Here is a 13,441-nt window from a genome sequence, read left to right on the forward strand (position 1 = left end):
TTTGGCGCGTGACTAACCAACGTCCCCCCCCTAGCCTCCCTTGAAGATTGGGGGGCGTTTTTCGCGGAAGGCGGTCATGGCCTCTTTTGAGTCTTCGTAGTGCGAGAGGCGGGCCGTGTAGTCTTGTTCGGTTCGGTAGGCGTCTTTGAAGGGCATTTCGTCGGTGCGGTTCAGGGACTCTTTTGCGAGGCGGATGGCGGCGGGGCTCTTCGAGGCGATCTCGGTGGCGATTTGGCGCGCGGCCTGGTCGAGTTCGGCGTGGGGGACGACGCGGGAGAGGCCGCCCATCTCGTACATCTCGGCAGCGGAGACGGCGCGGCCGGTGAAGTACAGCTCGCGCATCCGGTAGGGGCCGATCATTCGCTTCATGTGTGAGCCGGCGCCGAGAAGCCCTACGCCGATTTCCGGGCAGCCGAACGTTGCGCGCTCGGACGCCACGATGATGTCGCAGACCGCGGCGAAGCACAGGCCGCCGCCGAGCGCCGGGCCGTTCACCGCCGCGATGACGGGGACCGGGCAGTCGAGGACGGCCCACATGGCATCGCGGGCGATCTTGCGTGCGTCGGTGGGGAGGGGGACCGGCGGCTTCTCGGTCCCGCGCGTTTTCAGGTCGGCGCCGGCGCAGAACGCTCGATCCACCGCAGAACCGAAGATCACAGCCCGGGTGTCCCAGTCCTCGGCCACCGTACTGAAAGTGTCGCGGATCTCCGCGAAAACCTGATCCGTGAGGGCGTTCACCGGCGGGCGGTCGAACGAGACGGTGGCGATGTGATCTCGACGCTCGATCTTCAAGAACTCGGCGGCCATTCGACGACTCCCGTGTTGGCAGGCCCGTTTCCCTAGGGGCCCGTCGACTCGACAGCCGGTATACAGGAGTGCGTGCGGGCCGACCACGAATCGGTCCCGAAGAACCAGCTCTCTCAGGAGACGGGCCGTCGTCCCTTGTGGCGCGGCGCGCAGCCAAATAGAGCAAGCCCAGTGGAGGGAGAAAGATCATGTCGAATCCCCTGAGTTATGAAGGCAAGCGGGTCTTGGTGGCCGGCTGCTTCTCCGGAATGGGCGCCGCGACGGCCAAGATCGTGAAGGAACTGGGGGGTTTCGTCTCCGGTTTCGACATCAAGAAGCCCGAGATCCCGATCGACGAGTTCCGGGAAGTGAACTTGAAGGACCCGTCCGCGATCCGCAGCGCGGTGGCCGAGGTCGCGAGCGGCGGTCCGATCGACACGCTCTTCTACTGCGCCGGCCTGAGCCCGGTTCATCCGGACTTCGACGTGATGCTCGTGAACTTTCTGGGTCTCCGGGAAACGGTCGAGGCCTGCATCCCCCACATCCCGCGCGCCGGCTCGATCGCGACCATCTCGTCGGCGGCCGGGATGGGGTACTTGGGTTCGGTGGCCGAGGTCAGCCAGTTCATGGCGCTCGCTGGCCACGACGAGCCACGCGCCGCGCTCGACGGGATGAAGGATCAGCCGATGTTCAGCGCGTACGCCTTCTCCAAGATGTGCACGATCGTCTACACGATGCAGCGCGCCGCCAAGCTCGCTCCGGAGAAGGGGATCCGTCTCAATTGCATCAGTCCGGGGCCGACGGCGACGCCAATGATGCCCGACTTCATCGAGACGGCCGGCAAGAGCTACATGGATCGCTACCCGCGTCCGCTCGGCGGCGACTCGACGCCCGAGCAGCAAGCTTGGATCCTCGCCTTCTTGGGGAGTGATCTCGCCGGCTACATCAATGGGGAGAACATCTTCTCCGACGGCGGCACGACCGGTGGCGTGATGACCGGGGCGATCGACGCGGCAGCGCTCATGCCGGACCCGGACTAGAAGGGTGGCCGACATCCGCATCGGCTTGGTGGGCGCGGGCTTCCTGGCCGAAACCCGGGCACGTTGTTGGGCCGCGGCCCGTGGGGTGCACATCGAAGCCGTTGCGTCCGTTCGGCCCGAGCGCGCCGCGGACTTCGCGAAGCGACACGCCGTGCCCCGTGCGTTCGCCACGGCCGAAGAACTCTTCGCGAGCCCCGACGTCGACCTCGTAGACCTCTGCGTGCCCAACCTGGTGCACCGTTCTCTCACGGAGGCCGCCGCGCGCGCGGGAAAACACGTCCTCTGCACGAAACCGCTCACGGCCTACGTCGGCCAGGACCTCGCGGCCGATGCGAGCGACGAGGACATCGCCGGCCGCGATCGCCGAGAGATGTGGCGCGTCGCCGAGGCCGAGGCGCGGGCGATGGTCGATGCGGCGGCCGCCGCGGGCGTACGTTTGTTCTACGGAGAGAACTGGCTGTACGCGCCGGCGCTCGAACGTGCGAGTCGTTTGCTTGTCGAGGGTGACACCGTGCTCCTCGAGATGCGCGGATGGGAGTGCCACAACGGTTCGCACTCGCCGTACTCGAAGTCGTGGCGTCATGCAGGCGGCGGAGCGCTGTTGCGGCTCGGCGCACATCCGATCGGCGCGATGCTTCACCTGAAGCGCGCCGAGGGCCTACGCCGGACGGGGAAGCCCATCCGTCCCATCGCCGTGACGGCCGATGTCACCGATCTGACCGGCGCGGCGGGTGGCGCGGAGCTTCGCGTCGCCACCGGTTGGCAGGACGTCGAGAACTGGGGCTGCGCGATCCTGCACTTCGAGGACGGCTCTCGCGGCGTGGCCTACGGCAGCGACGCGGTCCTGGGTGGGATGGAGAGCAAGCTCGAACTCTACGGAGCGAACGCGCACGTGAAGGTCAACATGAGTCCGAACGACATGCTGCGTGCGTACGCGCCCGACGCCGGCGTATTCGGCGACGCCTACCTGATGGAGAAGATCGACGGCGGGTCGGGCTGGACCACACCCATGCCGAACGAGGACTGGACCTCGGGCCATCTGCCGATGTGTCAGGCGTTCGCGGATGCGGTGCGCTCGGGCGGGGATACGCCGGCCGACGGAGTGCTCGGACTCGAGACGACGCGGGTCGTCTACGCAGCCTACGTCGCGGCGAAGGATGGAGTGCGGGTCTCGCTCTAACGCCCGATCCGAGGGGAGGCATTGACTTGCCTCCAGGAAGGCTTGTACATACAAGCTTCATGAGTACCCTGCGGTAGGAAGACTCGGGGGTCCCGGTGCGTGAGGAGCTTCAGCAGTCCCACGCCGCCATTCTGGAGCACGTAGCGTCGCCCGGAACCTGGTGGACGGCGGCGGAACGCGTGGCGCTCGTCGAAGAGAGTCGCAACGGTCACGACTGCGCTCTGTGTCGCAAACGCAAAGCGGCGCTGTCGCCGAACGTGGTGCGGGGCGAGCACGATAACCTCGGTCAGTTCTCCCAGAACGTCGTCGACGTGGTCCATCGGATCCGCACGGATCCCGGCCGCCTTTCGAAGGGTTGGTACGACTCGGTGATCGCCGGTGGGGTCTCAGAAGAGTAGTACGTGGAACTCGTCGGCGTCGTCACGATCATTGCGGGCGTCGACTACTTCGCCCGTGCCCTCGGCGTACCGCGCGCGGAGCTGCCGGCGCCGAAGCCGGGAGAGCCGAGTCGCCATCGCCCGGCGGGAGCCAGGCACGGGATCGCGTAGGTTCCGCTCGTCGCTGCCGAAGATGCCGTCGGTCCGGAAGAAGGAACGTACGGCGGCCAGAATATGGTGCCCAACATCATGAGGGCGCTCAGCCTCGTGCGGGATCAGGTTCGTGCGCTCATCCGCAGTTCGAACGCGCACTACTTCGAGATGGACACGATGATGGACCCGCTCGCGAAGCGGCATCTCGATCAAATGGGAGTGGAACTCGTGGCGTCGAGGGTCTCGGCGCTCAACGAATGCTTCTATTGAACGACCGCGCACTCCGCGCTGCTCCGTGTGAGCAGCCTAGCAACCGGTAGCGAGATCGAGCTCGGTGGGGTGAACGAAGGTGAAGGGGAGGGCGACGCCGGCATTTCGCACGGCGCTCGCCTTCTGGCATTCACGGATGCCGTAATGCGGGGAAAAGACGCGGAGCTGGAGCGCGAACGCAAGGCGCTCAACGACGAAGAGTACGTGGATGCCGTCGCGACGGTCGGCGCGTTCAACGTCGTCGACCGCATCGCGGATTCCACCGGAATCCCGCTCGATGCGACGCTCGAAGCTGTGAGTAAAGACGTCCGGGACGAGTTGGGTCTGGCCCGCTTCGGCTCGTCCGCCAATACGCCGGGCGCGCGCGTCTGACGCGCTCCGGGCTACTCGAAGGTGCGGAAGAGGCGGTAGGTTTGCCACGCGACCGCTGAGCCGGCGGTGAGATCGACGAGCACCATTACAGGGGCGAGTCGCTGCCAGAGCCGTGGCTCCCGCTCCACGCAAGGGGGCTGCAGATCGGCCCCTTCGGGGTCGCGCTCGAAGGCCTGTCGACGTCGTTCCCGCTCCAGGTACCTTTTTCGGCGCCGCCCTCGTTCGCGTTTATCGCATAAGCGCGCTGCGATTTGGACGATTGTTCAGCTTTCGAGGACTTGCGGTGCGTGCCGCGACGAGCGACCGTGGGGAATCCAACACCTACCCCGCGCCACAAGAGCACTCTCAGGAGGAACGTCATGGGCATGAAGATGGAAGACATGATTTTGGTCAGCGTCGATGACCACGTGTGCGAGCCTCCCGACATGTTCGATAATTCCGTTCCGGCGAAGTGGAAGGACAAGGCGCCGAAGCTGCAGCACAAGTCGGACGGCTCGGACGTCTGGGTCTTCGACGGAAACCAGATACCCAACGTCGGCTTGAACGCCGTCGCCGGTCGTCCTCCCGAAGAGTACGGGATGGAACCGACCGCGCTCAGCCAGCTGCGCGACGGCTGTTGGAACAGTGCCGCCCGCATCGATGACATGAACGTAAACGGTGTCCTCGGGTCGCTGTGCTTCCCCTCTGTACCGGGCTTCACCGGCGAGCTGTTCGCCAGGCAGGCCAAGGAAAACAACGATCCCGAGCTCGCTCTCGTGATGGCGCGAGCCTACAACGACTGGCACATCGACGAGTGGTGCGGGGCGCATCCCGGCCGGTTCATCCCCCTCGCGATCCCGATGATGTGGGATCCGAAGCTGATGGCCGAGGAGGTTCGGCGCGTCGCGAAGAAGGGCTGTCACGCGATCACGTTCCCTGATGTTCCGAGCGGGCTCGGGTACCCCAGTGTTCACAGCGACCACTGGGATCCCTTCTGGCAGGCCTGTCAGGACGAAGGCACGGTCGTGTGCATCCACATCGGATCCGGCACCGGGATGAGCCTCCAGGATACGACCGCGCCAATCGAGGTGATGATCTCGAGCACGCCGATCACGCTCTACAACTGCGCGGTCGAGTTGGTCTTCAGCGATGCCTTCCGCAAGTTCCCGGATCTCAAGGTTGCACTCTCCGAAGGTGGAACGGGCTGGATCGCGTACTGTCTCGAGCGAATGGACTACGTGCACGAGCACCATAATCCCTGGACGTTGCATCGCTTCCCCGACGGGAAGAAGCCGAGCGACGTGTTCCGCGATCACATCATCACCTGCTTCATCGATGACGCCGTGGGCATTGCGACGCGCGACCGGATCGGGATCGACACCATCACCTGGGAGTGCGACTACCCGCACTCCGATACGACCTGGCCTCATTCGCCAGAGAAGCTGTGGGCCTCTCTTGGCGGCGTTTCCGACGAAGACATCGACAAGATGACGCATCTGAATTCGATGCGGCATTTCCAGTACGATCCGTTCCGGCACATCCCGCGTGAGCAGTGCACGGTGGCTGCGCTTCGCTCGCAGGCGACGCACGTGGACCTCACGCCCAAGGGCGGGAAGGGCGGCAAGGCGCCGTCGGACTACGAGCGCGGGTACGCCACCGTCGGTGACATCATCAGTCAGATGGCGACCGCCTTCGCGACGCCCTTCGACGAGAGCCCGCCAAAGTAGTGGGGGCGGAACGGCGGTCTGAAGTGGCGGCGGGATCGACCGTCCACGTCGAGACGCGGGCCGGCGTCGCGCGGATCACCCTTAACCGGCCGGAGCGCAAGAACGCCTTCACGGACGCGATGTGGCACGACTTCCTCGCTGCGCTCGGCGGGGTGCTTGCCGATCCCGGCGCGCGCGTCGTCGTCCTGACTGGCGCCGATAGCAACTTCACCGCTGGGGCCGACATGGCGCTCATCGAAGGAAAGGGCGAGGGCGACTCGAGCGGGCCGCATCCATTCAGCGGCGTGATGGATCACCTCACCACCACCTTCGACAAGCCGATGATCGCTGCGGTCGACGGCGTCGCGATCGGTTTCGGCCTCACGATCCTGCTGCACTGCGACTTCGTCTACGTGAGCAGTCGTGCGCGCCTTCGCGCGCCGTTCGTGAAGCTGGGCGTCGTGCCGGAGGCGGCGTCGAGCTTTCTCTTTCAGGAGATCCTCGGCGTGCGGAACACGGCGGAGCTGCTCTACGCGACCGACTTCATCGACGGGCCGCGCGCGGTTGCTCTCGGACTCGCCAACGCCTGCGTTGAGCCGGACGCGTTGATGGCGACGGCGCAGGCGACGGCCGATCGCATAGCCGGGGATCCGCCGGGGGCCGTTCGCGCGACGAAGCGTCTCTTGCTGGAAGCCCGTCGCGATCAGGTCCTGGCCGCGGTGGAGCGGGAGAACGCGGCCTTTGCTCTCCGGATGGGGACGCCCGAGAACGTGGAGGCACTCACTGCGTTCTGGGAGAAGCGTCCTCCGGACTTCTCGAAGCTTCCCGAGGAGTGAAGCGCTCGACGGGCTGCTCGATCACGAGCTTGGCCGCGAGCTGGTGGGGGGCTTCGTTCCAGTGGTAGTCGCCGTCGATGAATCGCATCTCGAACGTGGCCTGATCGATCCTGGGGTCCTGCGCGATGAAGCCTGGGAACAGGTTTAGGAAGGTGGCCGCGCGCGCGGGCCCACTCTTGCCAGAAGACGACCTGCCGCGACTCCACGTCGCCGTGGAGAATTTGCGTGGGCCACGGGTACACGACGACCGTCAGACCGCGGAAATCCTCGCAGAACTTCCGCGTCTCCTCCGAGTCGCGGCAGCGGTAGGCAGCGCGGTGCAGGCGCTTGATCACCTCGTCGAATCTCCGTTCCTCCCTGATTCTAGTATGCCGTGCTTCGTTGGGCTGGCTTGATAGGTACTTGGGGATGAGTCCGGCGGAACGTCCTCCGATGGAGCGCCTGGTCGGCGCGGTCGTGGTCAACTACAACGGCGCGCCGGTCACCCGGGCCTGCGTCGATTCGCTTCGCGGTGGGCAAGGTCCGCGGGTCCAGGTCGTGATTGCAGACAACGCATCGGACGCGTCGGATCTCGAAGAGCTGGAGAAGGCCTACGCCGGCGCGGACGACGTGGAGATCGTTCGCCTGCCCGAGAATCGGCACTTTGCCGGGGGTGTGAACGGTGGTGCGGTCCGTGCCCTCGAACTCGGAGCCACGCACCTTTTCATTCTGAACAACGATACCGTGATCGAGCCGGACTGCGTCGCGCGGATGGTCGCCGTCGCAGAGGCCATGCCCGAAGCGGGGATCGTCGGCCCGGCGCTTCTGGACCTGGGCGACCGACACGCGCTCTCCCTCGGAGAGCGATACTCGTCCTGGTCTCTCGCGGTCCCGCGGACCCTCTTGAAGGTACGTTCGACCGGAGACAATCGACCATATCCCGTGGGGGGCATCATGGGGTCGGCGATTTTCGTGACCCGAGAGTGCTTCGAGCGCGTCGGTCCGTACGACGAGGGCCTCCTCGTCTACTACGAAGAGGTCGATTTCTGTCTCCGGGCCCGGGCCCTCGGTTACGGCCCGATGCTCGAACCCCGCGCGGTCGTCCTCCACGACGGGATGCGCGGGTTCACCGCGGGGCTCACCCCCTACGCCGCGCGGCTCAAGTGCCGGAACATGTTCCACCTGATGCGGAAGCACGCCGGCGTTGGCGCGTGGCTCGCGTTCACTCCCGTGTACGCCGCTCTGATCGCGGGCAGTGCGGCCATTTACGCCGCCCGCGGCAAGTGGGACGTCGTACGCGCGCTCGCCCAAGGCGTGCGCGACGGCATCACCGGCGCACCCGCGCAGTAGCTTCTACCCCTTTCGCGCCGCGCCAACCCATTGTGCGGCGGGTGCGACCGTTGCGCGTGGAACTGGCGCACCCACCTGCGGCTCTAGCCCCGACTGTCCTCCGCGCCCGACGGTGCTTGCTGGGCCAGATCGGAGCGGAGCCTCCGGGCCACATCGTTCATCGGGCGGAGCCTCAAGCTCTCCTCTACTCGTCGGCGGGCCTCGTCGTCGTCCCCTTCCTCTTGGGCGAGCAGCGCGAGTCGCAGCAGCAACTGCGCTCGGTTGGCGTCGGTGGTCGTGGTCTCGAGCGCCGCATCGAGAAAGGAGCGAGCGCGTTCGAATTGTCGCCGGGACGACCACAGCCTGGCGACTCTGATGGAGGTCGCGACGCTGCGGTGCTCCTCGAGTAGCCGTGTCTCCTTCGGCGTCGCGTTGCGCAGGGGCGGTGCCTCGGAGAGTCTCCGGGTGTGGATCAGGTGTATCGATTCCTGCAGCTCTTCGGGAGCGAGTGGGCGCGCCGTTTCGAACTCGAGCGTGGGATGATCGTCGGTGATCAGTGAGGCCCCGGCGACTAGGTCCTCCACCTGCTCCGGTCCCAGGCCGTAGAGGTCGACGATCTGGGATGCGGTGCGTATGTGGATCTGGCGCATACCTTCACGGACTGGCGATGCGGCCAGCTGGCGCCGAAGGCGCGGTAGGTCGATCTCGATGGGTCCGTCTCGGCGCGCGACGATGATGCCAGTGTAGAAGTGCATCCAGAGGCTCGTCTCGGGAAAGACGTCCTGCACGGTGCGCAGGATCGACAGCGCTTGGTGCCATTCTAGCAGGTGGAAGGGCAGCCACTGCACCAAGTAGCCTCCCTCGTTCAACCGCTCCTTCGCCTGCTCGTAGTACTCTCGCGAGTAGAGGTTCACGATTCCCGCGAACGTGGGGGGCATCGGCTCCGAGGTGATGACGTCGTACTTCTCGTTCGAGACGAGGAGGTGGTTCCGGCCGTCATCCACGATGCCGTGTGCGCGCGGATTCTCGGCCACGTTGGCGTTTGCCGTCGCGAAATACGGAGTGAAGTCCAGGACGGTCTGGTTGATGTCGACCATGTCCACCGAGGTCCCCGGGTGGAGGGCGGCGGCGCCGGCCGTGGACCCCGTGCCGACCGAGATCACGAGCACTCGCTTGGGGTCGGGGTGGAGGAGGATGGGTAAGTGGCTCATCAGCTGCATGTAGCCGTAGAGGGATCCGCCGTCGGAGCCTGCTGCCTCGAAGCCGTCGATGCGCAGCGACCGCCCACCCATCGCGTACTCGATCACCGACACCGACGCATTGGCCGTGTCTTCGTGCGCGAGCACGCTCCAGTCCCCTGTGCGGAAGCGGGAGGGAGGATCGAAGGGATTTGGGCCGGGGAGCAGCCAAACGAACAGGATGGTGCAGAGTCCGAGCGCCGCGGCCGATCCGGCGATTGCCAGATCGCGTCGCCGACCGGGGAGCGGGGACGCGGCGAGCAGCGCCCAACCCGCCACGATCGGGAGTACCGACAAGGCGAAGAAGCTCCCCTTGAGGGTGAGCCAGGGAAGAAGGACGAACGGGGCGGCGAGCGCCCCGAGCGCGCTGCCCACGGTGTTGACGAAGTAGGCGCGACCGATCTTTTCTCCGACTGTGGCCACGCGGTCGGCGAGCATGCGGCTCGCCATCGGGAAGACGATTCCGAGCAGCACGGTGGGCAGCAGCATCAGAGCCCCCGCGGCCAGCGCGTTTCCCATCGCCTGCGACGCGTAGCTCACCCCGGCGTAGTCCAGGAAGACGAGCATCAGGTCGAAGGCGCGCACCCCCCAGGGGACTAGGAGCAGGGCCAGGATCCCGGCGGTGATCTCCGCGCCAGCTAGAACCGGCAGTGTTTCGCGCTTGCCGGCGATCAGAACGGCGAAGATCCAGCTCCCGAGCGCCAGCCCCGAGAGGAACACCGCCAGGATGACGGTGAACGCCTGGGCGGTGCTGTCGATGGAGAAGATCAGGATGCGGGTCCAGAGGACCTCCCAGGCCATCGTGACGAAGCCCGAGAGGAACACGATGAACCACATCAGCCATCGCGGCGACGGAGCCGGCGGTTCCCACGCGGGAGGCGGCTCTTCGCCCGCTCGCTCGCCCGGCGTCGCCATCCCCGCTGCGAGAAACGCGAGCCCGGCTGCGACCAGGTTGGCGACCAGCGCGACGGTGGTGGTGCCGGAGAGACCGAGGTGGCGAATGAGGACGAACCCGGCGGCGGTGCAGCCGAGCACCGCGCCCGCCACGTTGGTGCCGTAAAGGAGGCCTAGGGATCGGCCCATGGACCCGTGCGTTCCAACGAAGCGAATCAGGACCGGCAATGTCGCGCCCATGAGTACGGTGGGAATCAGCAAGACCGCTGCGCCCGAAGCGAATCGTACGAGAGTCAGGGCGAAGGCGTACCCTTCGAGAGCTTGGGCGATCGCGACGTACACGGGCGTGAGCCCGCCGACGAGCCACGGAAGCAGCAGCGCGTAGAGGCCGATGCCCGCTTCGAGAAAGGCATAGAGCTTGAGCGGGGACCGACTCCGATCCGCGATACCTCCGAAGGCCCAGGCTCCAAGTGCGAGACCCACCATGAACGTGAACAGCACCGTGCTCACGGCCGCCGTGGTGCTGCCTAGGGTGAGCACCAGCCACCTCATCCACACTACTTCGTAGACCAGGCTGCTGGCTCCGGAGAGGAAGAAGCAGAGGTAGACGAGAGCTAAGGGTAGAGATCCAGCCATCGTTCTCAGCCATGTGACATACGCCAACTCGATTGGACGCGCCAGGTACAGATTCCGCGCGAAGTCCGGGCGCCCGTTGCGCCAAAGCCATAGGGGAGGCGATTGAGATCGGCGCGAACAAGGGGAAGCGTGGGAACCGGGCCTCTGCCGTCGGCGCCGTTGTTCCCGCACCTGACGAGTGCCCCCGCAGCTTCAGCCAGGTTTCTCGAGGAGGGCTGGGCCCATGCACCTCAATCAGAGTAACGATTCAAGAAATCGCCGAGACTAAGGAACGTCCCTACTTCGGGCTCGTGAGCGACCGCGCTCGTTTCAGGCCGGGATTCGGAAGCCCGCGGCGATCTCGCCGTAGAGATCCTGCTTGATCGCCTTGAAGATCTGACGTTCCTTCGCGGCGAGGGTGGCGGCGACCTTCGTAGCCTCGCCCAGCAGGTTGGCCTCCGAGGCCTTCGCATCGCTGAAGCCGGCCGCGATCGCATCGTCCGCGGCGTAGCGCTTTCCGGTAAGGGCGGCCTCTCGCGCGACGGCCGGCGTCAGTTTCCCGTTGAGCAGCCCCATCATCGGTTTGCCGATGGGGACACCGACGTCGACCTCGGAGACGCAGATCCAACCTCGGTCCTCGCGCTGAATGCGAAAATCGCACGCGAGAGCGAGGAAACAACCTGCCGCGAACGCGTGTCCATTCAGCGCGGCGATGACCGGTGCCGGGAAGAGGGTCAACTTCTTCATCATCGACATCATCGCGCCGCCGAACTGCTTTCGCTGATCGTCGGACGCGCTCATCATGAAATCCAGGTTGAGGCCGTTCGAGAAGAACTTCCCCTCTCCTGTGAGCACGAGGGCGGCGGGGCCTTCGGCGTCGGCCTCGACGGCGTTGAGGTTCTCGGTCAGTGTCGTGAGGAACTCGAGGTCGATCGTGTTCTGTCCGTTCTGCATCGTCAGAACGTGAACGTCGCCGTCTTTGGTTCGGGTCATCATGGAGGGCAATGATGTAAACTGACAGTCTCTATGTCAATAGGAGTCCGATATCGACATGGAGCTGGTCCATAGATCTTGGCTGCCGCCCACGGATCCGGCAGACGTAAAGGCGATGTCCGATGCAGGGGGAGGAGATGACGCGCAGGAGGTCGATGGTCGCGTGCTGGGTGCTTACTCTGAACGGTCTATCGGCATTTCGAGGACATGGAAGGGCTCTACCGCGAGATGCAGGTGCGGGTGTCGAGGGGGCTGCATCCGGAGCCGGCAGCGCCGGTTCGGACGCTTCGCGACGACCTCGTGCGTTCTCTGCCGGAAGTCGGGCCGTATCGCGACGGGGTGGAACTCCTGACGTCATTCGAGGCCTGGGATCGGATGCGTACGGACCAGAAGCTTGGCCGTGATCGCACGCGGCGGGTCGTCGAGGAGGCCGTGGCGGCGCTCCTCGAGAGAAGTGCTCCGGCGAAACGACGCACGAGTCGTTGAACACCGGCGACTTCATGCAGAAGGACGTCGGCCGCTTCTCGCGGATCGACGTGATCGGCTGATCCGGGACAATCGGCTGCCCTGATCTCGTCGTTTGTGGAACCCGGGCGGCGAATTCGGCATACGTTTGGGACATGCCGAATCTACCGACCCCGGAGACGATCGACGCCGCCTGGCTCACGGAGCGCTTACGCGACGCCGGGCACGCCACTGCGACGGTTCGCGGTCTCACCAAGCAACGGATCGGCACCGGCCAGGTGGGGATGTGCATCCGCTACGAGCTCGACCTGGAAGGAGCCGACGCCTCGACGCCTCGGACGCTCGTTGGGAAGTTCGCATCGGACGATCCGACGAGTCGGCAGACGGGGATTCTTCTCAAGAACTACATCAAGGAGGTGTCGTTCTATCGCGAGCTCGTCTCGCGCCTCTCGATCTCGACGCCGCGGTGCTACTACGCCGACATCGAGGGCGACGGGCCCGACTTCGTGTTGCTGCTCGAAGACATGGCCCCGGCAGAGCAGGGCGATCAGCTCGCGGGCTGTTCGCCCGAGATCGCGAAGGCGGCGGTGCTCGAGTTGGTCGGCCTGCACGCGCCGAGTTGGAAGGACGAGACGCTGCGCGGGCCCGAGTGGCTCGGCGAACCGAGCGACATGACCATCCAGATGGGGCGCATGCTCTACAAGACGAACCTACCGGGGTTCCTCGAGCGGTACGGTGCGCGCCTCGCTCCGGACGAGGTGGCGATCATCGAGGCGGTCGCCGAATCGCAGGGGCCGCCGTTCCAGTTGCTCCGGGATCCGTGGTCGCTGGTCCACATCGATTACCGGCTCGACAATCTCCTGATTGACGCGGCGCAGACGCCGCCGCGCATTTCGGTCGTGGATTGGCAGAGTGTGGCGCTCGGGAGCCCGCTGTCCGATGTCGCCTATTTCCTCGGGGCCGGACTTCTCGCCGAAGATCGGCGCCCGGTGGAGGAGGAGATCGTCCGAGCCTATCACGGCGCTCTGGGTGACGCGGGTGTGTCCGGCTACGCGTGGGAGGATTGCTGGCAGGACTATCGCCGCGGCACGTTCTCCGGTTTCGCCGTGACGATCATCGCGTCGATGCTGGTCGGGCAAACCGAGCGCGGTGATGAAATGTTTGTCGCGATGGCGAGTCGGCACGCGCGCCACGCCATCGACATGGGCGCCGGCGAGCTCCTCGGTTAA

The 13,441-nt window shown here is 65.6% G+C and carries 14 protein-coding genes; 11 read left to right on the forward strand and 3 right to left on the reverse strand.

The annotated features are described in order from the left end of the window. Nucleotides 1-30: 30 nt before the first annotated feature. Nucleotides 31-807, reverse strand: coding sequence for an enoyl-CoA hydratase-related protein (locus P8R42_06270; GenBank protein MDG2304252.1), 777 nt, complete (start codon nucleotides 805-807; stop codon nucleotides 31-33). A gap of 188 nt (nucleotides 808-995) precedes the next feature. Here P8R42_06270 and P8R42_06275 point away from each other — a divergent pair, with 188 nt between their 5' ends. The 9 genes from P8R42_06275 (at nucleotide 996) to P8R42_06315 (ending at nucleotide 8,028) form a co-directional block, all read left to right on the forward strand. Continuing rightward, nucleotides 996-1,826 carry an SDR family oxidoreductase gene (locus P8R42_06275; protein MDG2304253.1) on the forward strand — a complete coding sequence of 277 codons (831 nt, stop codon included), beginning with the start codon at nucleotides 996-998 and terminating at the stop codon, nucleotides 1,824-1,826. Nucleotides 1,827-1,830: 4 nt separating this feature from the next. Further along, on the forward strand, nucleotides 1,831-3,006 hold the full coding sequence (locus tag P8R42_06280) for a Gfo/Idh/MocA family oxidoreductase (GenBank protein MDG2304254.1): 1,176 nt from the start codon (nucleotides 1,831-1,833) through the stop codon (nucleotides 3,004-3,006). A gap of 95 nt (nucleotides 3,007-3,101) precedes the next feature. Further along, nucleotides 3,102-3,404 (forward strand): hypothetical protein, encoded by a 303-nt coding sequence (locus P8R42_06285; protein ID MDG2304255.1) that lies wholly within the window; start codon nucleotides 3,102-3,104, stop codon nucleotides 3,402-3,404. A 3-nt stretch (nucleotides 3,405-3,407) separates the two neighbouring features. Continuing rightward, nucleotides 3,408-3,554 (forward strand): hypothetical protein, encoded by a 147-nt coding sequence (locus tag P8R42_06290; protein ID MDG2304256.1) that lies wholly within the window; start codon nucleotides 3,408-3,410, stop codon nucleotides 3,552-3,554. Between the two features lie 78 nt (nucleotides 3,555-3,632). Continuing rightward, entirely contained in the window at nucleotides 3,633-3,806 is a 174-nt protein-coding gene (locus P8R42_06295) for a hypothetical protein (GenBank protein ID MDG2304257.1), read from the forward strand. 27 nt (nucleotides 3,807-3,833) lie between these two features. Further along, nucleotides 3,834-4,178 carry a hypothetical protein gene (locus tag P8R42_06300; GenBank protein MDG2304258.1) on the forward strand — a complete coding sequence of 115 codons (345 nt, stop codon included), beginning with the start codon at nucleotides 3,834-3,836 and terminating at the stop codon, nucleotides 4,176-4,178. Between the two features lie 359 nt (nucleotides 4,179-4,537). Then, nucleotides 4,538-5,884: an amidohydrolase family protein gene (locus P8R42_06305; protein MDG2304259.1), complete on the forward strand. Its 1,347-nt coding sequence runs from the start codon at nucleotides 4,538-4,540 to the stop codon at nucleotides 5,882-5,884. Nucleotides 5,885-5,907: 23 nt separating this feature from the next. Beyond that, nucleotides 5,908-6,699 carry an enoyl-CoA hydratase-related protein gene (locus P8R42_06310; GenBank protein MDG2304260.1) on the forward strand — a complete coding sequence of 264 codons (792 nt, stop codon included), beginning with the start codon at nucleotides 5,908-5,910 and terminating at the stop codon, nucleotides 6,697-6,699. A gap of 408 nt (nucleotides 6,700-7,107) precedes the next feature. Then, nucleotides 7,108-8,028, forward strand: a complete 921-nt coding sequence (locus P8R42_06315; GenBank protein MDG2304261.1) for a glycosyltransferase family 2 protein — start codon at nucleotides 7,108-7,110, stop codon at nucleotides 8,026-8,028. Between the two features lie 83 nt (nucleotides 8,029-8,111). On the opposite strand, the gene P8R42_06320 is transcribed toward P8R42_06315, so the two are convergent. Together P8R42_06320 and P8R42_06325 are read right to left on the reverse strand one after the other, a co-directional pair. Beyond that, nucleotides 8,112-10,775, reverse strand: coding sequence for a fused MFS/spermidine synthase (locus P8R42_06320; protein MDG2304262.1), 2,664 nt, complete (start codon nucleotides 10,773-10,775; stop codon nucleotides 8,112-8,114). A 309-nt stretch (nucleotides 10,776-11,084) separates the two neighbouring features. Further along, a complete protein-coding gene (locus P8R42_06325; GenBank protein MDG2304263.1) occupies nucleotides 11,085-11,750 on the reverse strand; it encodes an enoyl-CoA hydratase/isomerase family protein in 666 nt (221 codons plus the stop codon). Nucleotides 11,751-11,954: 204 nt separating this feature from the next. On the opposite strand from P8R42_06325, the gene P8R42_06330 reads away from it, so the two are divergent. Both P8R42_06330 and P8R42_06335 read left to right on the forward strand, forming a co-directional pair. After that, nucleotides 11,955-12,233, forward strand: coding sequence for a hypothetical protein (locus P8R42_06330; GenBank protein MDG2304264.1), 279 nt, complete (start codon nucleotides 11,955-11,957; stop codon nucleotides 12,231-12,233). A 134-nt stretch (nucleotides 12,234-12,367) separates the two neighbouring features. Further along, entirely contained in the window at nucleotides 12,368-13,441 is a 1,074-nt protein-coding gene (locus P8R42_06335) for a phosphotransferase (GenBank protein MDG2304265.1), read from the forward strand.

This window comes from Candidatus Binatia bacterium (assembly GCA_029243485.1).
Taxonomy (GTDB): domain Bacteria; phylum Desulfobacterota; class Binatia; order UBA12015; family UBA12015; genus VGTG01.

Bases quoted from the DNA above. Each gene is read 5' to 3' on its own strand.
- P8R42_06325 (MDG2304263.1), bottom strand. From the start codon at position 11,750: ATGATGACCCGAACCAAAGACGGCGACGTTCACGTTCTGACGATGCAG.
- P8R42_06270 (MDG2304252.1), bottom strand. From the start codon at position 807: ATGGCCGCCGAGTTCTTGAAGATCGAGCGTCGAGATCACATCGCCACC.
- P8R42_06305 (MDG2304259.1), top strand. From the start codon at position 4,538: ATGGGCATGAAGATGGAAGACATGATTTTGGTCAGCGTCGATGACCAC.
- P8R42_06275 (MDG2304253.1), top strand. From the start codon at position 996: ATGTCGAATCCCCTGAGTTATGAAGGCAAGCGGGTCTTGGTGGCCGGC.
- P8R42_06330 (MDG2304264.1), top strand. From the start codon at position 11,955: ATGGAAGGGCTCTACCGCGAGATGCAGGTGCGGGTGTCGAGGGGGCTG.
- P8R42_06315 (MDG2304261.1), top strand. From the start codon at position 7,108: ATGAGTCCGGCGGAACGTCCTCCGATGGAGCGCCTGGTCGGCGCGGTC.
- P8R42_06320 (MDG2304262.1), bottom strand. From the start codon at position 10,775: ATGGCTGGATCTCTACCCTTAGCTCTCGTCTACCTCTGCTTCTTCCTC.
- P8R42_06335 (MDG2304265.1), top strand. From the start codon at position 12,368: ATGCCGAATCTACCGACCCCGGAGACGATCGACGCCGCCTGGCTCACG.
- P8R42_06295 (MDG2304257.1), top strand. From the start codon at position 3,633: ATGAGGGCGCTCAGCCTCGTGCGGGATCAGGTTCGTGCGCTCATCCGC.